Raw genomic sequence first — 20,352 nt, forward strand, 5'->3', positions numbered from 1 at the left:
TCCCATGGGTCGTTAGTATCTCAAGGGCAGGGCAATGATGAATGTGCTGCCCTTGCCTTCTTCGCTTTCTGCCCAGATTTCGCCTTTATGCGATTGGATAATTTCCTTGGCAATCGCGAGTCCGAGCCCGCTCCCTTTATAATGGATCGATTCATCGATTTTGAAGAACCGGTCGAATATATGCGGCAATGCTTCTTTTTGGATGCCGCATCCATTATCTTCTACACGGATGATCAACTCACCATCCGCTTCCGTTTCATCCAGTACATTTGCGCTTTCCCGGATGTATGCAGACAAGGTAATGCGCCCTTCTTCTGGCGACGTATGCTTGACCGCGTTCCATAATAAATTTGAGAAAACTTGATCGACGCGGTCCACATCGACCAAAAGCCGCCAATTTGCAGGACTTTCTTTTCCGCTCGGACCTTCAAAACGGAAACGTCTGCCGCTTTGTACAAGGTCCGCCTCCATGGACGCCGCAATCCGCTCCAGCCATTCATCAAGCTTCAGTTCTCCGAAACGCAGTGTCATATTACCGGATTTGTATTTCGACAGCTCCACCAGATCTTCCGTCAAGCGCTCCAGTAATAGCAGTTTTTTGTGGATCATATCCAAGTAGCGGGGATTATTCTCTTCAATCAAGCTTTCCTTCACTGCCTGTATATAGCTGTGAATCAGGGTAATCGGCGTACCTAGTTCATGTGAAATAGCCGAGAGCATCTCATTGCGTGATTTTTCGACTTCCTGAATTTCGTCATTCACCGTCAATAAGTTCATATTGGTGATTTCCAAAGCCATCGTCCGCTCTTTGACATTGCGTTCAAGGAAGAAATTCAAATTGGTGATTTCCTGTGTCATGCTGCGAAGCGTTGCGAGCGTTTCCACCCTCATGAGGAATTCTTCGACATCGCATGGTTTCACTAAATAATCGTTGGCCCCTGCACTGAACGCATTAGTCTTTTCCCTGACTCCTTCTTTATCGGATAGCATCAAAATCGGCAATTCGGTCAAGGTCGCATTGAGCCGGATACGGCGGCACAATTCGTCCCCTGCCATATCCGGAAGCTCTTCGTCGAGAATGACCAAATCCGCTGGCCGATTCTCCAAATGCACGAGTGCTTCTTCGCCGCAGCTAACCCCTTCTGCTTTATAGCCTTCTCCTTTGAGCTGATGGATCAGCATCAGCCGGTTAACTTCTTCCGCTTCGACAACAAGAATGCGCAAGCCTTTTTTGACGTTCTTTTCTTTGATCAGCGAGTCTGCCAACTGCGAAGCCGTCAGTTCCTTGATTTCTGTCGGAGACACGGATTCCAGTTCCCGTTCCTCTTCTGTAAGTGGCAGCGTAAAGGTAAAAGTAGACCCTTTGCCAATGGCCGATTCCGCCTTTAACCAGCCACCCTGCATTTCCACCAGCGTTTTGGTGATTTTCAGGCCCATCCCGATACCTAGATGTGGCGCTGTTGAAGTGCCAATCGGGTCAAATAAGCCCTCCAGCTGCTGTTCTTTCATCCCACTTCCCGTATCTTTGACCGTTATGGCGACCTGTTTCTTGATGATTTTTGCAGAAATGATGATTTCGCCGCTTTCCGTATGCTCCACCGCATTCCCCACAAGATTGTAAAGAACTTGGCGTACCCGCTCCGGATCGGCAATCGCTTCCGGGAAATCAGCTGGGATTATGTGCTTTAAGCTGACTTCGCTCGATTTCAGCAAAGGGGTGCATAAACGGATAACGGAATTCGCGATGGATGGCAGTTTTACTTTTTCCAGATGCAAAGACAGCATATGATGTTTCGGCCCTGAAAAGTCCAATGTCTCATTGATCATCCGAGCCAGCTTTTTGCCACTTCCAGAAATCGTCTCCAATTGCTGGATAACGGAATGGGGCATCTTGCTGTAGGCGGATTCTTGAAGAGACTCTGCAATTCCTATCATTCCATACAGCGGCGTCCGCAAGCTATGGGAAGTAATGGCAAGCAATTCGTCCTTGCGTTCATTAGCTTGCCGGAGCCGTTCGATTTCAATACGCTGCCGTTCAATAGAATTTCGCTCGCGCTGGAGCCTTTCCTGCTCCCTGATTTTCTCTTTGTCCCGAAGCGCTAATGCAGCGAACAGGACCGCAAAGATGCCCAAGAAGAAAATCAACCCTTGTGCTGCCACCGTAATTGGTAAAATTCCCGTGACATAAAAGGCGTTTAAAGCTGACGCAATTGAAAAAAAAATTAAAGATACCGAATAATAACGGGCATGTACCAATCCCCTTTTCATGCCATAAGCCGCCAATAACAAGCTAACAGACAATGTCGAGCTGAGTGCCAGTACGAGCAAGAGCCTCGCCCATTCGAGCGAAATAAATAAAGTAGTCAGAACCACCGCATTAAATATGAGTAGCGACTTGATCATGCGGTCCGTTTCAGGCAGATGGCGTTTCGTATTCAATAAGCCTTCTGTCAGCAGCGTCACCGACAGAGCTGACAGCCCGACTATAAAGAACACGCTATTCCCGTTCCACAGATCCAACTCTGGCCAGATTACATCCAATCCCAAGCCGGCTGCAGAAGAAAACAGGAAGAATGCCGTAACGGCATAAATGACAAAATACAAGTAGGCGCGTTGCCGGATTACAATAAAACGGTGAATATAATAGAACAAAAACATTAACCCAAGCCCACCAAGCACACCGACAAACGCGACCTGCTGCCTATTCTGGCTCTCAAATGCCTCTCGCTCCCAAACGGTTACCGGCAATTGGATTGGGGCTGAAGATTCAACGCGCATCCAGTAAATAGTCGATTCACCTGGAGGCGGCGCTATCGAGAAAACTGCCGTCCTGTGGATGATTTCCGCCTCAACTTCCTGGCCTGCTTGCTGAACCGTGAATCCTCCCTCGCCATCAGCTGTATAAAGACTCACTTGATCGACACTCGAAGATCCCAGTTCGAGAAGCCATTCCTTGTCGGCGGGTGCCTTGTTTTTTACTTCAAGCATCAACCAATGAACCGATGAGCTGAATCCGATGTTCAACGGCGCATTGCCAGCCTGCATGAACTTCCAAACATATGGTGGTTGTTGAATATCAGCAATTTGCAAATTACCTGATTCATCTTCAAAAACAGAAAGCCAGCTACCGACTGCGATTTTTTCTTTTCCATCATCCAGCAACAGCTGGTGTCCGGAATCTGCTGATATGTTCGTGTTATCTCCAAAGAATGGTAGACAGCATATGAGGAAAAAGAATAGAGCTGAGCTTATGTTCCTGTTGAACTTACTCATGGCATCGCACCTCTTTTTTCCAAATTATCAGAAATCCGTATTTTTTGACCAGTTCTCATTAGATAAAAAGTTCAAAGACAAGAAATAATCATTATACCTAAGCCTAAAGATTTATTTAAATTATTATAAATACATTTTATGTATATTAAATAGGTTTATTGATTTAACAGGATTATATCATTTATCACAGAAAAAGAAAACCATTTTAATTTCCGAATATTCAAATATATATTTAGCACTATAACAAATAGCATGTTTTTTTCAACTAGTCCAAAAGTATCTAAAAAAATTAGAGTATTCACTCGCCCCTGTTTTCTTTACTGTGACTTATTCCTGAAGATAACGGCAGTTTGTCAGGCATCTAAGGAATAATGAAATCCATCAGAAACTTTACGGCTTACCTATCAACGCTTTCGACATACTCGCCACAATCAAACCACTTGATTCCATAAGCTCAGCTTGCAAGCACTCCAAAAGCCAAGTTCATCTATATCCGCTATAATGAAATCAGCTTCATGCACCTGAACTGTTTTTTGTTCATTTCTTGGTCGGACTGTAATTAGGAGGGACTATTATGTGCTTAATCAATTTGCAATTCCAGCAGCATCCTCGCTACAAATTAATCGTCGCCGCAAACCGCGATGAATTTTACGGACGCCCCGCTGCGCCTGCTCATTTCTGGGATGATTCGCCAGGTATTCTCGCTGGCCGAGATTTGAGCCAGATGGGCACTTGGCTCGGCGTCCATAAATCGGGGCGCTTCGCTGCACTCACCAATTACCGGGATCCCGAACACATGGGAGCCAGCGCCAAATCACGCGGCGAACTGGTCACACAATTTTTGGACGGCCATATCTCTCCGGAAGACTATTTGCGAGCGATCGATGACCATGAATATGCTGGATTCAACTTAATCGCAGGTGATGCCGAAGGACTGTATTATTACAACAATGTTCACGGTGATCCGGTAAAAATCTCTCCTGGCACACATGGGTTAAGCAATCACTTCCTGAACACGCCTTGGCCAAAAGTAGAGCGTGGAAAACAAAAACTCGAGGCCTATGTATCGGTGAATGAACACTTGGAACTCGACCGCCTGTTTGAAATTCTAGCGGATGCCGAACAAGCGCCCGACCACCTGCTCCCCCAAACCGGCGTTGGCCTGGATTTGGAGCGTGCTTTGTCGCCAATGTTCATCAAAATGCCCGATTATGGCACACGCTCAGCCACGGTATTGCTCATCGATCACGACGGGCTAGTCACTTTCGCTGAGCGAAGCTACGAAAATGGCGAGTTTCGGGAAGACCGCAAATACGAATTCCAAATTTCCTGAAACAACAGCTAGCTGAATAATCCATCTCGGCACTTTCATCCTGTTTTCCAAGAGTCGATTCCATCACCTAAGTCATCTACAAGGAACCGGCCCTCCACTAAAAAAGCCGAATGAACCCCAAGCGGTCAGCACGCTTGGGGTTCATTCGGCTTTCTATGCAAAATCGACGCCCATGCTTTCGAACAAGCGCTTGTATTCTGGATACCATCTTTCCCATTCAGAAGTTCGCTCAATTCCGCGGCCATCCAAAATCGCTTCCATAATATCCATAGCCACGTGCCAACCCGCTACGTCTTTTGGGGTTTCGCCCGTAATCTCCGGCAAGGTCTCGATCATTTTCACTCTCGTCCCCTGGCCATCTGCGCCGAGTTCAAAACGCACATGGTCGTCTCCCCATTCAAAAGCTAGAACCGCGCCTTTTTTATAGTCAGTGATGGGCAACTCTTTCTTTTTCCCATGACCCATGTCCAGCGTCAAATGGCCAGCTTCGCCTTCTTTCTCTACTTGAAGACCTGAAAACCAGCGATGGATTTTGTGATTCTCTGTCAGCATCGCCCATACTCGCTCAGGGGAATGATCGAAATATCTGTTGAATGTAGCGTTGTAGCCGGTAGGATTTTTGGTGATTTCTGCTGTCATTGAAATTCCTCCTCCACTCGTCTTTACCAATAGTATACCCAAGTTCCGTGTGTTTTCTACGTAAATCGGGTATATTGTGCGGGAGGAGCTGAAAATGATGAGATTAGGATATGCATGCATGAACACCGAGCTGAAAACGGTTTTTCGCACATTGCGTCTAGCCACAGCTGAAAAAGAAGGCGTCGAAAAGATTAAAGAATTGACAATACAAAATATGGAAACTACTTTAGAAGTCATTCGCTGGAATTTGGAGCAAGGCATTCTTTTTTACCGTGCCTCCAGTTCCATTATCCCGTTGTCAACACATCCAATCAATGATTGGCGATGGTGGGAAGATGAAGATTTTCTGGCTATAGCTGGAGAGATCCGTCGGTTGGTAAACAAGCATGGAATCCGTGTGTCTGTTCATCCCGGGCAATATACGGTATTGAATTCACCTAAACCCGAAGTAGTCCGGAAATCGATCGAGGATCTTGAATATCACGACAAATTGATTCAATTGCTTGGGGGAACAGATATCATCCTTCACACAGGCGGCGCATATGGTGATAAAGAAACCGCCAAACAGCGTTTCGCAGAAAACTATTTGAGGTTATCTGATAGTATTCGGCAGCGGCTACGGCTTGAAAACGACGACAAAACATTTACACTGCGCGATGTGCTCGATGTGCACGCCATATGCCATGTGCCGATTTGTTTCGACATCCACCATCACAATTGCAATAATGACGGGGAGCCGGTTGATTTCTCGGAAATTCTGGCTACTTGGGAAGGATATGGCCGCCCAAAAGTTCACATCAGTACTGGGCGTGAAGGATTTACCGACCTGCGCCATCACGACCTGATTTCAGAAGAGGATTTCACTGAATTGCTGAAGCTCGTGAAAGGCTACGAAGTCGACATCATGTTTGAGGCAAAGCTAAAAGAACAAGCAGTCTTGCCATTCCTCCATAAACTCCAAAACCAATAGAAAAACCGCTTGGGTAGCCGTCAATCGGCCATCCAGGCGGTTTTTTATTTATTCGGCAGTTTCGGGAATTCCAATGTGAATTTAGTGCCTTTTCCAACTTCCGATTCGACGGTAATTTCCCCGCCCATTTGGTTGAGTATGCTGTAAGTTACCATGAGCCCAAGCCCAGTTCCTTTCGACTTATTGGAGAAATAGGGTTCCCCAAGTCGCTTGACCTGATCTTTTGTCATGCCCACCCCTTCGTCCTGGATATGCACACAAACCGTATGACCAGAAGTTTCAAGCTCGACCTGCAACTTTCCGCCTTCTGGCATCGCTTCCATGCCGTTTCGAATAATGTTTACCAGAGCCTGATGAAGCTTTTGGGAATCGCCCAAAATCGGGCTGGCTGCATCAGCACCCTGTACAAAAATTTCAACATTCCTGGCATTGGCATAAGGTGTCATGATTTTGATGACATGGGATAATTCAGATCCCACTTCGATGTGCTTCATTTCGCCATAAACCGGTTTTGCATAGATCAAGTAGTCGTCAATCAAGTCTTCGGCTACTTTGATTTCTTCTATAATCGTCTGTTGAAACTCCAATTGTTTCTCTCGCGGGTATTCATATTCCTGAAGCAACTGGACAAACCCCTTTACGCTTTGTAACGGATTGCGCAATTCATGGGAGACGGCCGCAGCGAAATGGCTAACCGTCTCCATCTTTTCATGGCGCATAAGCGAATTATATAAATACTCCTGTTTTTGCAAATGTTCGATGAGCAGAGCAGTCAATATGATGATACCGCCTTGATTGAGCATGAGCATGAGCCAAATTCCAATCAAGTTGTGGATCGGATCTCCGAAGAAAAAATATCCTGCAAACATATTGAATAACAGCGACACAATCGAAATAGAGAAAACGAGCACGGCTTTCCACCAGCGATTGACTTTCCGGTAAAGCGGCCCAAGAAAAGGCACGCCTGCTGCCACTAGCAACTGGTTCAATATGGCGATGTACATGCCGTCGCCGCCAATGGCCATGCGGCCTAAAGCTGATACAATGAACAGCACCGCACTGACCACAGGGCCTCCGTACAATGCGCCGACAATCATCGGCACTTGCCGGAGATCGAATATATAATCTTCTGTGAGAAATTGGTACGGAAACACCATACACAGAACGATGGAGATGGAAAACATGATTGTCATGGTAATCCGATGGCTGACGAAGAAGTTTCGCTGCCCAGCTGTCGCGAACATCTGGTAAAGGATGATCGGAAAAATGATGAAGAAAATGTTATTGATCATACCCGTCATCATCGCTTCCATAGGCGCGCCTCCTTTGCCGTTTCAGATTACTATTATACCGATAACTCCTCCTCTTCTTCCAACTATTTTTAATGATTTTTATACGGATGGTGAATTGCCGCCCGTATTTTCGTCAAGGTCCGCTCCCTCCGCTTCTTCATGCCGGATAATGTGACGCCATAATGCTTTTGCAATTCTATCAGGCTGTAGCCATCTATATACATCTCCTGGAGCAGCCGCCGTTCTTTCGTGCTTAAGCAGGCCGCATCCAGCCAATCCGGCAACTTTTCAGCCACCCACTCCACCGCTTCTTCTTCTTCAAGGAATAAATCGGAATTCTTGACCTTCTTGCCTCCTCTTTGACGCCTTGTCAATTCATCTTTCATGGCACCTTTGATGCTGCGATAGGCAAACGGCGCAAAATGGCCGATTTCCGGATCGTGTTTTTCCCACGCTTGCCACAGCGCGATAAACCCAAGCTGGCGGAATGCGTCATAATCGGTATAAATATTCAATTTGCGGATAAGCGCGGAGATCATCGGTGCGTACTGTTCAGCCACTTCCGTAAAAGCTTCCATCTTCTTTTCCTTCTGGACATCCTGTTTATTCCCGGGTGAATACAGCTTATGAAAGCTTCCTTTTTTAGTCCAGATTAGAATATAAACAATAATGCTTTTTAATTTGGATAATAAAACCATTTTAAGATACTTATGATTTTGTTAATTACCATAATTATTACAATTATCTGTACATTATTATTGATTCATTAAATAAGAAATGATACGATTTTCATAAAATGCAAAAAGGAGAGGGACGGAATGGATGATTGCCGCGATTTGCGGATTGATCGGGATGTCTTATTCCTCGAATCATGGTTCGAGGCAGGAAGGCGTTCGCGCATCACGACTACATATGGCGTCTTCTTTTCACCCGACCCGCCGTTAACTTTAATCGATAAAGCTTCCATGCTGTTCGCTTTTCCTAACGGTGGTCGCATGAAAGCTACACGCCACAACCTTAAAGCACACGAACAAAACATCATTTTATTCTCAAATTGCGGCCTTGCCGCCTACCCAACTCAGCCACCTTCCCAGTTGGGGTGCGTATGGATCTTCAATCACCATTACTCACTTGAGCCGATTTCTCCCACCAAGACACGCATTATTTACGAACACTTCGGAATCGCCAAAGAAGTCGATGACTCAATCCATAATTTATCTAAGCAGCGGAAACGACTGCACGAAATGATTTTTTACCGATAATGGCCCCATCACCTGCCTCATAAAGAAGCCATGCCTCCTGCCGGCATATTCCGGCAAATAGCATGGCTTCTTTTTTATGCGGCATGATCAGCAAGCAGCAAAATAAACAACTCAATCGCCCAGTCATCCTGCCTTTCTTTTTCTAGCGGGTCGGTAACAAAAAATGCCATATGTCCATCCCATATCTTTGTTTCAGCTTCGTAACGCAGTGCCGCCGAAAGCCCTTCCCTTTCCAGCCAGCCCGCCAGTTCATCTGTAGACGCCCAAAGTTCTTTCGCGGGTCCATGGTGAATAGCGTGGGCGAAATCCCCGCCCGGCAAATACCCGGATAGAATGCGTTGATCTTCAGCCAGCAGCTTTTTTGTGGGAATGCCAACTTCGATCAGCCGCTGGTCATTGTCATCCAGGCACCAGAAGCGGATAAACGGCAGCCCCGCAGGCGATTCATTATGCGCACTCAACCACATCAACACTTCAGCCGCTAGCTCAGTCGTTTTTCCAATATGGCTTGAAACCCTGTCTTGAATGCCGACATATGGCTGTTCTCCGCGCGTCTCAATGTTCGGTTCATTTATATAACGCATGTACAAGCTCCTTCCGTTCCATCATTTGCTTCTCCATACCCGCAGTGAGACTTTTTCAGTCCAAGCGGCATTCCACTAACTCAGCTGTTATTTTTCAGTTTGCCTGGAAGCTTTCATTACTTAGGAAAGATTTATTATATCCTATTCAATATTAACAGAATTTTCAGTAATTAAGATAGTTTTTGTATGATAATGTGATATAATAAGACTATGAAAATGAATCATTTAAAGCTTTTAAAATCTTCATGAGCCCTGAGACATACAAATCTTTTCCAGATACATAAGCCGTCAGTCGGCTAAATCAAATAAGAGGTGAGCAGAATGTTATTTAGATGGAGCAAATTGCTAGCAATCACGGTATTATTGCTCTTTTCACTGCTATCGTTCACAGGCCAGGCCGATGCCGCAGCCTCAACTTATATCACAAAAGGCAATACGACGAGCAAAGTAGTCGCCTTAACTTTTGATGATGGATCCGATGGAACGAATATCAATAAAATACTTGGCACCCTGAAAACCAATAATATTAAAGCTACCTTCTTTCTAACTGGTTCCGGCATCAACCATCACCCAAGCTGGATTCGCAATATCGCCAATGCAGGACATCAAGTCGGCAACCATTCCTATTCGCATCCGGATTTCACAAAAATCAGCATTGCTGCCATGCAAAGTGAGCTTGCCCGGACGGAAACAGCTTATAAAAACGTCACAGGCAAATCGACGAAACCTATTTTCCGAGCCCCATTCGGCGCATCCAATGCAACTGTATTGAAAGGAGTCGGGGATGCGGGTTACACGCATACTATCCAATGGAATATCGACACCATCGACTGGAGAGGCCTATCTTCAACAGAAATCACCAATAAAGTCGTCAACAATATCGTACCGGGATCCATCGTTTTGATGCACACTGGCGCCGGAGCTTCCGGAACACCTGGTGCATTGCCTGGCATGATCAGCAAATTGAAAGCAAAAGGCTATAAATTTGTCACCATTTCCGAGCTATTGAAATTGCCATCAACCGGGGGAGGAGCGACTTATACCGTTAAAGCGGGCGACACACTTTATGGCATCGCCAAAAAATATAACGTCACTGTTGCCGCGCTTGCGAAAGCCAATAACATCACCAATTACAACTTAATACGTGTCGGCCAAGTCTTAGTGATTCCAGGCACAACCACCCCGACACCGCCACCAGCAACTACGGTCAAGTACACAGTAAAAGCCGGAGATACACTTTATAGCATCGCCAGCAAATACAATACGACCGTGGCAGCCATTGCATCAACTAATAAAATCACCAACACCAATCTCATCAGCATTGGACAAGTCTTGATCATCCCAGTCAAACAAGCACCACCACCAGTGACCACTGTCAAGTATACGGTGAAAGCGGGAGATACACTTTACAGCATTGCAAAAAAATACAATACAACTGTCACTGCGATTGCCAAAGCGAATAGCATCACCAACGTTAATTCCATTCGAGTCGGCCAAGTGCTGATTATCCCTCGTTGACAGTGGACATAAAGAAAAAGCCATCCTCGGATGGCTTTTTGTCAGGCTGTCGAGAAAGGTAAGAAGTCGTATTTTCCAAAGCTTATCGCTCGCTTTCCGTGGGGCGGGAATCGAGCCTCCTCAGCCGCTATCGCGACCTGCGGGGTCTCTCAAACCCGCTAGTCCCACAGGAGTCGAGCGAACGCTTCTCCAAATACTTATACAGTCCACTAGTTTTTAGGTTGTAAAAAAGCATCTACTTCTCGTGGTTTTTAGTGGATTCTATACTTATTCAACACTCTGAGAAAAAGCCATCCTCGGATGGCTTTTTGTATTTCTTTATCTAGTGAATCAAACCGGGGTTTTCCTATACAGAAATCGTTTATACAAACGAAAAATAACAATCGCCATTCCTATTAAAAAAACAATGGCGAGCATCGGCACAAAGAAAATCAAAATCGGCGCAATGGTGGCGGTGGCATCTTCTGCAACCGAGACAGCCGGACCCATCAACGCTGTATCGCTGACCCCTTTCACCGCTGTCAAAGTAGCATGAGAAGCTGTAGCTACACCGCCGCCCCCGATAATCGCGATGGTCCATTCCAGAAACGGGTTCATATCCCCGATAAATGATGCCGTCAACAATATTCCCGCAAGTGCCGCGACCGGCGTGGAAATCAATTTCATAAATGAACCGACTGCCGGAATATAATTGACCAGAATTTCGAATATCGTGGCTGCTCCAAACGCAATAAGCGCGGGTGTGCTGCCGACCCAACTGAATCCTTCCGACAAAGTGATCCAATCGACCCGTTCAAAAATCCCTGTTATCAACAATGGGGTGAAAATACGGAAGCCGACCGTCGCGCTCAACGCCAGGCCGATAAAAGCCGCTATCACCATCTCCATTCCCTCACCTCCTGAAATCTTGTATTTACCGATTCCATACCCTTCTATGAACTAAACTAACTGCATGCACTAAAAACGCCCTGGCCCACAGCATTGTAAAAGGGTGAAAAAAGGAACTCCCTTTTTCACCCTTTCATCGAAACAGCTCGATTATTGTTTATCCATCATCATTTGATAATGGATAAAGTCAAAGAAATGCAGATCGCCTGGCAATTCTTCTCCTGCCAATGACTCCGCACGCTGAACTACCTGTTTCGCAAATTCTTTTTGATCGATTCGCTCGAAATACTGCCATAAGTAGTAATAGACCGCCAATGACTCGTAATCGACCGTGGGGTTTCCTGTTTCTCGATCGTATCGCCCGGCCACTTGGCCTTGATTAATCCATTCTTCAACGAGCCAGTTCTCGAATTCGGAGGATTGGTGGCCTTGATCAAAACGGTTGACCGCAATCAATAACTGGTCGATCATATGGACTTCGTCATTTTTCACATATCGTTTTTCATCAAAGTCGTAATACTCAGGGAAAAAAATTTTGTTTTCCTCCATGCCCAACATAACGAACGACTCGGGAAGCACTGTCATTTCGTCAATGAGGTAGCTGAGTGTAAGCCGATTTCCAGCAAGCTGATAAGACCAATCATAATAATCCACGGCTATACCGCCCTGATACTGGCGGTCTTCAATTGCAGATAAAATTTGCTGGGAAAGTTCTATATAGCCTGGTTCCGCAAACTGTTCTGCCGCACCTTTTAAAGCCGATGCGATGCGCACATCATCGATCAATGCATTTACATTTGCTTCCTCATATAGACGCCAAGGGATAAATACCTGACCATCTATTTCGATTAAGAAACGGTCTTTCAATATCGCCGCCTGCTTCGCAAAGTTTTTTTCATCTTCCACTTGAAGCAAATACTCCAAATACAAACCGAGGCTTTCCGATAAATATTCAGATTCCCGATTGTCCGGGTAGGCATGGATGATCCCTTCACTATTCACATAATGAGAGTCAACCGTTTCTTGAACTGTCACTCCTTGCCCGTTGGCCATCTCACATCCTCCTGTCGCCAAGCTTCCCAAAAACACAAACATGAATAATATACTTCTTTTTAATCGCTTCAACTGAGCAAACTCCCCATTTCACCGACTGTAGTAATCGCTGTTTTTTTGACTTCGTATGATGCAGGTTCACTCTTTGCCCCCATTACTTGCTCAATTCGCTTTAATAAAGGCTGAATCGAATCCTCTTCTGTTTCCTTGACCAATACATAAACCGCGCCTTTTCGGCTCGTTACAAGATCACGTTCCCGAACAATCGACTGCAGTGCCGCCTTCTCCAATTCCGATGTCTTAATGGGGCAATTGACAAAAGGCGTCACTTCCATCAACCACGCGCGTTCTCTGCGCTTTCCTGTTTTCAGCATCCACAAAGCCTGCTCGACGAATTCTTGCAACTCCAACGCCCGCAGTTCGCCATCTTTTTGCAATAGAGACAGTCGTTGTTCTTCCAAGCGCACTGTCTCTTCTTCCAGCAATTTAACTTGCTCAGAAACGGCCCATAGCGAACATTGAAAGACCGATAAAAGGAAATAATTTCCAACCGAACCAAGAGAAGCAGCAGGAGCTTGAAATGCCGTCCCAATCGCTGCAATCAAGATTAGAAATAGCAAGGCTGACAGCCATTTTCTCGGTAATAATAAGATGAACGGAACGGAAACGAAAGCAGCCGCTACTGCATATTCATAGAAAGGCCCACGAAAATAAAGCAAAGCGATGACAGAAAATAATGCTGTACATATAAAAAATGGTAAAAATTTAAATTCATTCATTTTATTATCTTCCTCGTAAAATAATTGGTAAAAACTCAAAAAGATATTGAGTTTCATTACCAAAATTATCTTACACTAGCTAGCACAAAAAAACTATGGGGCAGAGAAATTCTCTGCCCCATTTTTTTATCTAGACTAACTCATTGCTTCTCCCAGAACTCGCTGTCCGTTTTGCGTCTGCGGAATTTCCGCGCAACAGCTGTTATAGCGATAATGACAAAGATAACAAGCGGTAAAGAAACCCACCAGAGATCTCTTGTCGTTTGTTCAACAAGCACGCTCATCGGGCGCGAAACGTTAATATCGTCCTCTCCAGTTTCTACCACCATGCCATCTACTTCGGTTTTATGGTCCATCTCTTTTAAATCGACCCATTCGTATTGATCGTACTTTTCCAACTTGGTCATCAATTCATCGAATTTATCGATTCCTAGATACGGATGGTAGAAAAAAGCCAGGTAGCTATCGCTGAACTGAGAAACATAATCCGCTTTATGAATCATTCGATCAATAGATCTACTTTTTTTAGGATTAACATACCCTAGTGTTTCTGGAATCACCTTCATCCCACGAAGACCTGCTGGCGTTGAAACATAGAGGGGAGAGAAAGTTCCGTCATAAGTGCGATCGGAAATTTGAATCTGCCCAACATAAGTTGTGAAATACTTGGCCAGTTCTTTATAACCGGTTTGCGACATGGAATAATGGGGTGCTTCAAAAGCAATTGGATACAATCCTTCCGCTGTCATTTCATAGACCCCATTGACAACAGAATCGTAAATATGGGTTTGTTCGTAAGGCAGGCCAACATTTTGGATGAAATCTTGATATTCTTCATCGGAAGCGAAATCTTCGCGAAGTTTCACTTCGTCTTCTTTTGACTGGTAAATCGGCCGATCATTCTCGACATCCCAATATTCGAAGCCTTCACCCGTCTCATCTTCACGATATTGGTGAAGATAACCATGCTGGATTATGCTGGCGCCATTGTTCTGCATCTCCTTTAGGACTTCCACCAGTTCAATCGCTTGGGACAGATAGATTTGTTGGCCAGTTTCGGGATTCGTGTAAACCGGGATAACTGTCACGGCATACGGAATATTCCGTTCTGCTAAGTAATCGCCTATTTGTTTGACGAGAACCGGATCACTCTTCGGATGAATGTCTTCCAGCCTGATTAGTTTTTTCGGCTGGGATTTCTCTTCGTTAAAAAAGTCAAAAAGCGATTCGCCGATAATGTCACTTAGCCTTCCCGTGATTGAGTTGGCAGCGACGTAATATAAATTGTCGTTTTTAAAGACCAGCGGATACGATCCATCAGACGCTTGCCCTTCATATAAAACCTCCATTTGCTCGATACCGTCAATGAGCAGCATATCTTTCTCTTCTTTCAAATCGAACACTTTGCCATCTCCGATTACACCGTCAATCGTCCGGTAGTCATTGATTCGAAGGTCTGGAGCTTCCTTGAAATACTCAAAATAGTTCCCGATAAACATTTTCTTGACATCATCGTATTGGTCGACAACGAATAATTCCTCTTCCGTCAACTGCCGTTTCCCGAGCCCAAAATAAATGACATGTGTATAATCGCCTTTGACGTATTCAGCTGCAGCATCTTCAATGGATTGTATGGTGATATCCGAACTGAAATGCCCGACGAGCATATCCAAAATCGGCACTTCTTCTTTTTGAGTTTGTTCTTCTGCATGATACAAAATCAGCACTTTCGGTTCTTCGCGAGACGATTCATCAGCTGCAGCCATTTGCACTGGGCTTGCGGCCAAGAAGGTGAGCAGCAATATGAACGATATCATTTTCTTCATCAACAGCGCCCCTTTCCTACTTCGCCTCATCTTCAATCATAAGATGATAATGAATAAAGTCAAAAAAGTGTGTTTCTCCGTCGGAATTTGCATCGACCATTTCCGTTGCACGGGCTTTCACTTCATCTGCCCGCTCTTGTTCATCGATTGCCAGAAAGTATTCATTCATGTAGAAATACATCGCTAGAGATTCGTACGTAACTGTTGGATTTTGCGTCTCTCGGTCGTACCTGCCATACAAACGGCCTTCTTCTTCCCACTCGGTTTTCAACCATTCTTCGAAAACATTTGAAGACAAGCCGATGCGTTCCCGATTGATCGCAATAAGCAATTGGTCAATCATATGGACGACTTCATTTTCAACATACCTTTCATCCGCCACATCAAAATACTCCGGGAAAAACACTTCGTCCGCATTGACATTTTCAAGCAATTGGTCGGCTTTCATGTCTTCAGGGACATTAGCGATCAAATAGCTGAGGGTCACCCGCTGCGCAGGGTAGTTCACTTCCCAGTCATAATAATCAACGGTGTATTCATTATTTGTCTGGACTCGGGAAATGGTCTCGATAATCTGATCCGCGGTTTCCGAATACTCTGGCTGGCCAAATAATTGGTCCGCCTGCCTGAGCGCAGCCGCAATCCGGATATCATCAATCAACGCATTGACCGTTGCATCCTCAAAAATCAACCAATTGATGAAGAAATTTTCTCCTTCTTCCACTACAAATTCATCCAAGAGATTTTCGTATTGCTCTGCGAATTTCTCTTCATCTTCCATCATGACCAAATATTCCATATACAAACCGATGCTCTCGGACAAATATTGCGAATCGGGCGCCGATGGATACGCATGTATAAATCCATTTTCATCAAAATATGATTCAGCAAAATCTTCCGGCACCGCTTTTCGCTCCACTGGCTGTTCTTGTTCCTCAGGCGTCTGTTGTTCATCAGGTTGAGGCGATGGATCGCTTGCTTCCTCGCTGCAGGCAGCGAGTATTGCCACCGCTACCATCGGCAAGAGCCATTTCCTCATGAATCCACTCTCCCTTTGAAGCGCTGGGTTTTGTCCCAGGCGATCGTTTTTTTACGCAATTTGCTCCATGTATAAGTCGCAACACTGCGAATCAGCAATAAGATGAACAATTGGGCGTACGTGAAATACATGATCAGCACATATAGCACATTGGTCAGTGAGACATTCCGGTCGATGACAAGCGCACTCAAAAGCTGTGCGGTATAGACGATATAGGTCATAAACCAAAGCATCATGAGCGGTGCACCAATGTTCGGGATATCAACCCCTGAAATGCTCAAGATAAAGAAGATGTCCGAAATCAGCAGCATAAGTACAAAAATCAGATACGTAAAGAGATGCTGCAAACTGAGCACAAACGTTCTGCCTTTCCAATGTGACCAATCCTTCATTGATTTCTCCAGCAAATACAAATTGCCGGTCAGCCAACGTGTCCGTTGCTTGATGAAAGCTTTAAGCGTTTCGGGCTCCTGCTCCCATGTGCGTGAGGTTGGAATGACCGGGAGCACATAGCCGGCAGCCGTCAAGCGGACCGTCAGTTCAGCATCTTCCGCCAAGGCATAGACGTCATAGCCTCCCAACTTCTCGATCACTGAACGGCGCAGAAGCATGTTCGTTCCTGCGAGAGAGCCCAGTCTGAAAAGTGCCCAGCGACCGCATTGCATAAGCAACTGGAATACTTGAAATTCGAGCGCGATCATACGGGTCAATACATTCGTATCGACGTTTTTCGTTTTGACATAGCCGACAGCTCCGGCAGCGTTCGGTACCGTTTCTGCTGCCTGGACCAATTTCTCCAACGCATCCGGTTCGGGTTCGTTATCGGCATCATAAACAACAAAATAATCTGAATTCGTTATGCTCAAGCCATAGTTCAAGACCCTCGATTTTCCCTTTGGATGCCCAGGTGGTACAGGGATATAGTGAATGCGTGAGAATACCTCCGCAAATTCCTGGACGATTGCGGCAGTCCCATCTTTGGAGCTGTCATCCAATAGATAGACATCAAGCTTGCCTTCATATTTCAACCGTGCCATGGCGCGCAATGTATTTTCAATGACGATTTCTTCATTATGTGCAGGGATCAACACGGCCACGCTCGGATAACGTTCAATCTTCGGTGGATTACGGAACTGCAGCCGGTACCAGACACCGCCGATTGTCACCGCGGAATAAAACAGCAGCAAAATCCAAAACAAAACAACTGTGGCGGTGATGAGTATATTCATATGGCTTTACCTAAAGCACGTGATAATTCATTCAAATTGGACACCTGCTCCTTTCTGACTTTATATGGTGAATCCAGCAAGTTCAATTCCTGCTTCACTTTATCCCGGTAGCGCTCGAGCATAAGACGGACCCCTTCTTCGTCAATATCCTTCAACAGCAAGTAAATCGATTGCCCAGTCGAAGTCGCCAAATCGAACTTCTGGCGGATCGTCGACAAAGTCGCCCGCTCCAATGATTCTTTAATATTCTGTTGAGTGCGCTTATTTTTCGTATCGATTGTGATTTCGACGAACCAGGCTTCTTCCTGGCGTCGTTCAGTTGTCTTCAGCACCCATTGCGCCTGTTCAGTAAACTCGTTGACCGTCAGGATATCTGTTTCTCCGTGATACTTCTGGAGAAGCTGAACTTGGCGGCGCAGTTCGCTGGCCTCGTAGCCAATCTGTTTGATTTGATTCAACAACAACCAAAAGGACAGGATAAAGCCCGTAAACAACAAGTGGCTATAAACATACATGATTTCCAATTCTGGCCGTTGCGTGAAGAAAAAGGCAAATATGGTCAAGAAAATTCCATAGCTCAAGATGATGCTTATGCCATATAGGAACACAAACCGTTCGTGAATCAATGCCATGAACAAGATGGATAGCCCTGCCATCAACAACATTTCAGTGGAAAAAGGCAGAACCAGCGAGAATAACGCCCAACCGAACCCAAGCACCATCAAAATTAAAATTCCGAGCTTTAAATTGTTTTTCATTCTGCCACCCCATCGCATAGGTTGAAATACCCGTTATTTATTTCAATATTATAAATATTGAAATATCATAAACCTATACTACTACAGAAAGATAATTTAAACTAGTATAAAAAGGATTGTCAGTATTAATATCCTGTAATTTTTTATTTTTATAGGCCTATATATTTATTTAATTTAAATTTTCAGATATTAAATCAGGTGATAATAAAGACGCTCACCACCTTATACAAAGCGAATGAAAGCGGATACAAGAAACATTCCTCACTTTCCAAATATTTTAGCGAAAATTTTAATTAACCAATGGTCCTTCACTTTATAACAGCACATTCGAACTCACGTGATAATAAAAAAGCTGCCAACCGGCAGCTTTTCACATTCTCTATAAGTACGTATACATAACTGGATTTTCTGTATTTTTCTTTAAGCGCTTAAATCCATTTTTCCTATAATATGTTCTGATTTTCTTGTTATATGCTTCATCCTGCTTGGACGTATTTGTATAATAACCTGGGATGACGACCAGCAATTCTACATCCAAAAACCGCAATTCCTCCAGCATTTTCTGTCCGAATGATTCCCCAATCCCTTTGTTACGCTCTTCCTCGGCTACCTGCAGATCATCAAACACCGCCACCAAGCCGAAGACATCATTAATATCCGGAATATGCTTCAAGTCTCGATAGACATCTCCCAAGTTTTCGGAGATATGCTCTGCATACATGGCCAAGGACTCGAGCGAACTGCGCTGGGGATTAAACAGATAGAAATGAGCATCCCCGACTTGCGGCTGTTCTTCCTGCCCCTTTAACGTGCAATCGGCTTTACAAGCAAAGATTTCAGTACCGGGACGCATCTGGATCCGGTAGTCGACGTGGATATCATCTTCGGTAATCATCGAATCTCCTCCTCTACAGTGTCCATTCAGTTGAACGTATATTAAGTATGTCATTTATTATCAGAAAATTCAATCACTATTACAAACTATTGGCCCGCCTTTTCCTCTGTTAGTTTTTTCTCGAATAGCTCCAGTAATTGCGCTTTTAGTTCAGGACGCTGCAAGGCGAATTCAATCGTCGTTTCGATAAATCCATATTTTTCGCCTACATCGTAGCGCTTTCCTTCGAATGCAAACGCCTGGACAGGCCGTATTGAATTTAGTTTTTCTATGGCATCAGTCAATTGGATTTCCCCGCCAGCTCCCGGTTCCTGTTCAGCCAGCAATCTAAAAATCTCCGGCGTCAGCACATACCTGCCCATTATGGCAAAGTTCGAGGGCGCACGGCCAGGCTCCGGCTTTTCGACAAAATGATCGACTTTCATTAGGTCCCCGTCGATTTCTGCTGGTGCAATGATGCCATAGCGATGCGTTTCACTATCACTTACTTCCTTCACCCCGATGACCGGGCTGTCTGTTTTCTCAAACTGCTCGATTAATTGGTGAAGCGCTGGAGGATCGTTTTGGACGATATCATCTCCAAGCAGCACTGCAAATGGTTCATCACCAATAAAATGCCGAGCCGACCAAATGGCATGCCCTAATCCAAGGGGCTGTTTTTGGCGGATATAATGGATTTCCACTTCGGAAGTGGCAAGAACTGAGTCAAGCATATCGAGTTTCCCTTGCTCTTTCAGTCTGTGCTCAAGCTCAAAAGCATGATCGAAATGGTCTTCGATGGCACGCTTTCCTTTTCCCGTGACGATGATAATGCTTGTAATGCCGGATGCAATCGCTTCTTCGACAATATATTGGATGGTTGGCTTATCAACAATCGGCAGCATTTCTTTCGGCATCGCTTTGGTTGCCGGCAAGAAACGCGTACCAAGCCCTGCCGCGGGGATGATCGCTTTTGTAATCTTCATGGGCCTTCTCACCTTTCTTAATGCAGTCGTTTACTTGAGAGTATAGCAT

Annotated in this window: 18 protein-coding genes; 4 read left to right on the top strand and 14 right to left on the bottom strand. The window is 45.0% G+C overall.

The annotated features are described in order from the left end of the window. Nucleotides 1-12: 12 nt before the first annotated feature. Complete coding sequence (locus tag KTG14_RS09625) at nt 13-3,162, bottom strand: ATP-binding protein (RefSeq protein ID WP_216970728.1); 3,150 nt, start codon at nt 3,160-3,162, stop codon at nt 13-15. A 685-nt stretch (nt 3,163-3,847) separates the two neighbouring features. Here KTG14_RS09625 and KTG14_RS09630 point away from each other — a divergent pair. Then, a complete protein-coding gene (locus KTG14_RS09630; protein WP_216970729.1) occupies nt 3,848-4,606 on the top strand; it encodes an NRDE family protein in 759 nt (252 codons plus the stop codon). A 153-nt stretch (nt 4,607-4,759) separates the two neighbouring features. Here the strand turns inward: KTG14_RS09630 and KTG14_RS09635 are convergent, their stop codons facing one another. Further along, nucleotides 4,760-5,245 (bottom strand): SRPBCC domain-containing protein, encoded by a 486-nt coding sequence (locus KTG14_RS09635; protein WP_216970730.1) that lies wholly within the window; start codon nt 5,243-5,245, stop codon nt 4,760-4,762. 94 nt (nt 5,246-5,339) lie between these two features. On the opposite strand from KTG14_RS09635, the gene uvsE reads away from it, so the two are divergent. After that, complete coding sequence (gene uvsE, locus KTG14_RS09640) at nt 5,340-6,215, top strand: UV DNA damage repair endonuclease UvsE (protein ID WP_254178088.1); 876 nt, start codon at nt 5,340-5,342, stop codon at nt 6,213-6,215. Between the two features lie 44 nt (nt 6,216-6,259). Here uvsE and KTG14_RS09645 read toward each other — a convergent pair whose 3' ends face one another. Both KTG14_RS09645 and KTG14_RS09650 read right to left on the bottom strand, forming a co-directional pair. Continuing rightward, nucleotides 6,260-7,528: a sensor histidine kinase gene (locus KTG14_RS09645; RefSeq protein WP_216970731.1), complete on the bottom strand. Its 1,269-nt coding sequence runs from the start codon at nt 7,526-7,528 to the stop codon at nt 6,260-6,262. Between the two features lie 68 nt (nt 7,529-7,596). Next, nucleotides 7,597-8,085: a sigma-70 family RNA polymerase sigma factor gene (locus KTG14_RS09650; RefSeq protein WP_216970732.1), complete on the bottom strand. Its 489-nt coding sequence runs from the start codon at nt 8,083-8,085 to the stop codon at nt 7,597-7,599. A gap of 240 nt (nt 8,086-8,325) precedes the next feature. On the opposite strand from KTG14_RS09650, the gene KTG14_RS09655 reads away from it, so the two are divergent. Beyond that, the gene (locus KTG14_RS09655; RefSeq protein ID WP_216970733.1) at nt 8,326-8,769 is read left to right on the top strand and encodes a competence protein ComK; all 444 of its coding nucleotides are present in this window, start codon (nt 8,326-8,328) and stop codon (nt 8,767-8,769) included. A 74-nt stretch (nt 8,770-8,843) separates the two neighbouring features. Here the strand turns inward: KTG14_RS09655 and KTG14_RS09660 are convergent, their stop codons facing one another. Continuing rightward, nucleotides 8,844-9,353: a GyrI-like domain-containing protein gene (locus KTG14_RS09660; protein ID WP_216970734.1), complete on the bottom strand. Its 510-nt coding sequence runs from the start codon at nt 9,351-9,353 to the stop codon at nt 8,844-8,846. A 321-nt stretch (nt 9,354-9,674) separates the two neighbouring features. On the opposite strand from KTG14_RS09660, the gene KTG14_RS09665 reads away from it, so the two are divergent. Next, nucleotides 9,675-10,871, top strand: a complete 1,197-nt coding sequence (locus KTG14_RS09665) for a LysM peptidoglycan-binding domain-containing protein (protein ID WP_216970735.1) — start codon at nt 9,675-9,677, stop codon at nt 10,869-10,871. 330 nt (nt 10,872-11,201) lie between these two features. Here the strand turns inward: KTG14_RS09665 and KTG14_RS09670 are convergent, their stop codons facing one another. The 9 genes from KTG14_RS09670 to galU all read right to left on the bottom strand — a co-directional run bounded on the left by KTG14_RS09670 (nt 11,202) and on the right by galU (nt 20,303). Next, complete coding sequence (locus KTG14_RS09670) at nt 11,202-11,759, bottom strand: DUF4126 domain-containing protein (protein ID WP_216970736.1); 558 nt, start codon at nt 11,757-11,759, stop codon at nt 11,202-11,204. 150 nt (nt 11,760-11,909) lie between these two features. Next, a complete protein-coding gene (locus KTG14_RS09675) occupies nt 11,910-12,812 on the bottom strand; it encodes a hypothetical protein (RefSeq protein WP_216970737.1) in 903 nt (300 codons plus the stop codon). A 68-nt stretch (nt 12,813-12,880) separates the two neighbouring features. Further along, the gene (locus KTG14_RS09680) at nt 12,881-13,591 is read right to left on the bottom strand and encodes a hypothetical protein (RefSeq protein WP_216970738.1); all 711 of its coding nucleotides are present in this window, start codon (nt 13,589-13,591) and stop codon (nt 12,881-12,883) included. Between the two features lie 140 nt (nt 13,592-13,731). After that, nucleotides 13,732-15,417 carry a polysaccharide deacetylase family protein gene (locus KTG14_RS09685; protein WP_216970739.1) on the bottom strand — a complete coding sequence of 562 codons (1,686 nt, stop codon included), beginning with the start codon at nt 15,415-15,417 and terminating at the stop codon, nt 13,732-13,734. Between the two features lie 16 nt (nt 15,418-15,433). After that, nucleotides 15,434-16,456, bottom strand: coding sequence for a hypothetical protein (locus tag KTG14_RS09690; protein WP_216970740.1), 1,023 nt, complete (start codon nt 16,454-16,456; stop codon nt 15,434-15,436). Next, nucleotides 16,453-17,685 carry a glycosyltransferase family 2 protein gene (locus KTG14_RS09695; RefSeq protein WP_216970741.1) on the bottom strand — a complete coding sequence of 411 codons (1,233 nt, stop codon included), beginning with the start codon at nt 17,683-17,685 and terminating at the stop codon, nt 16,453-16,455. The genes KTG14_RS09690 and KTG14_RS09695 overlap by 4 nt, the downstream gene beginning before the upstream one ends. After that, nucleotides 17,682-18,443 (bottom strand): hypothetical protein, encoded by a 762-nt coding sequence (locus KTG14_RS09700; protein ID WP_216970742.1) that lies wholly within the window; start codon nt 18,441-18,443, stop codon nt 17,682-17,684. Before KTG14_RS09700 ends, KTG14_RS09695 begins: the two co-directional genes overlap by 4 nt. Nucleotides 18,444-18,822: 379 nt before the next feature. Then, a complete protein-coding gene (locus KTG14_RS09705) occupies nt 18,823-19,338 on the bottom strand; it encodes a hypothetical protein (RefSeq protein WP_216970743.1) in 516 nt (171 codons plus the stop codon). 86 nt (nt 19,339-19,424) lie between these two features. Then, nucleotides 19,425-20,303, bottom strand: coding sequence for a UTP--glucose-1-phosphate uridylyltransferase GalU (gene galU / locus KTG14_RS09710; protein WP_216970744.1), 879 nt, complete (start codon nt 20,301-20,303; stop codon nt 19,425-19,427). Between the last annotated feature and the right edge of the window lie 49 nt (nt 20,304-20,352).

Source organism: Planococcus sp. CP5-4_YE (assembly GCF_019042655.1).
GTDB lineage: Bacteria > Bacillota > Bacilli > Bacillales_A > Planococcaceae > Planococcus.

Bases quoted from the DNA above. Each gene is read 5' to 3' on its own strand.
- galU (WP_216970744.1), bottom strand. From the start codon at position 20,303: ATGAAGATTACAAAAGCGATCATCCCCGCGGCAGGGCTTGGTACGCGT.
- KTG14_RS09655 (WP_216970733.1), top strand. From the start codon at position 8,326: ATGGATGATTGCCGCGATTTGCGGATTGATCGGGATGTCTTATTCCTC.
- KTG14_RS09660 (WP_216970734.1), bottom strand. From the start codon at position 9,353: ATGCGTTATATAAATGAACCGAACATTGAGACGCGCGGAGAACAGCCA.
- KTG14_RS09675 (WP_216970737.1), bottom strand. From the start codon at position 12,812: ATGGCCAACGGGCAAGGAGTGACAGTTCAAGAAACGGTTGACTCTCAT.
- KTG14_RS09685 (WP_216970739.1), bottom strand. From the start codon at position 15,417: ATGAAGAAAATGATATCGTTCATATTGCTGCTCACCTTCTTGGCCGCA.
- KTG14_RS09635 (WP_216970730.1), bottom strand. From the start codon at position 5,245: ATGACAGCAGAAATCACCAAAAATCCTACCGGCTACAACGCTACATTC.
- KTG14_RS09695 (WP_216970741.1), bottom strand. From the start codon at position 17,685: ATGAATATACTCATCACCGCCACAGTTGTTTTGTTTTGGATTTTGCTG.
- KTG14_RS09680 (WP_216970738.1), bottom strand. From the start codon at position 13,591: ATGAATGAATTTAAATTTTTACCATTTTTTATATGTACAGCATTATTT.
- uvsE (WP_254178088.1), top strand. From the start codon at position 5,340: ATGATGAGATTAGGATATGCATGCATGAACACCGAGCTGAAAACGGTT.
- KTG14_RS09630 (WP_216970729.1), top strand. From the start codon at position 3,848: ATGTGCTTAATCAATTTGCAATTCCAGCAGCATCCTCGCTACAAATTA.
- KTG14_RS09700 (WP_216970742.1), bottom strand. From the start codon at position 18,443: ATGAAAAACAATTTAAAGCTCGGAATTTTAATTTTGATGGTGCTTGGG.
- KTG14_RS09665 (WP_216970735.1), top strand. From the start codon at position 9,675: ATGTTATTTAGATGGAGCAAATTGCTAGCAATCACGGTATTATTGCTC.
- KTG14_RS09650 (WP_216970732.1), bottom strand. From the start codon at position 8,085: ATGGAAGCTTTTACGGAAGTGGCTGAACAGTACGCACCGATGATCTCC.
- KTG14_RS09690 (WP_216970740.1), bottom strand. From the start codon at position 16,456: ATGAGGAAATGGCTCTTGCCGATGGTAGCGGTGGCAATACTCGCTGCC.
- KTG14_RS09670 (WP_216970736.1), bottom strand. From the start codon at position 11,759: ATGGAGATGGTGATAGCGGCTTTTATCGGCCTGGCGTTGAGCGCGACG.
- KTG14_RS09645 (WP_216970731.1), bottom strand. From the start codon at position 7,528: ATGGAAGCGATGATGACGGGTATGATCAATAACATTTTCTTCATCATT.
- KTG14_RS09705 (WP_216970743.1), bottom strand. From the start codon at position 19,338: ATGATTACCGAAGATGATATCCACGTCGACTACCGGATCCAGATGCGT.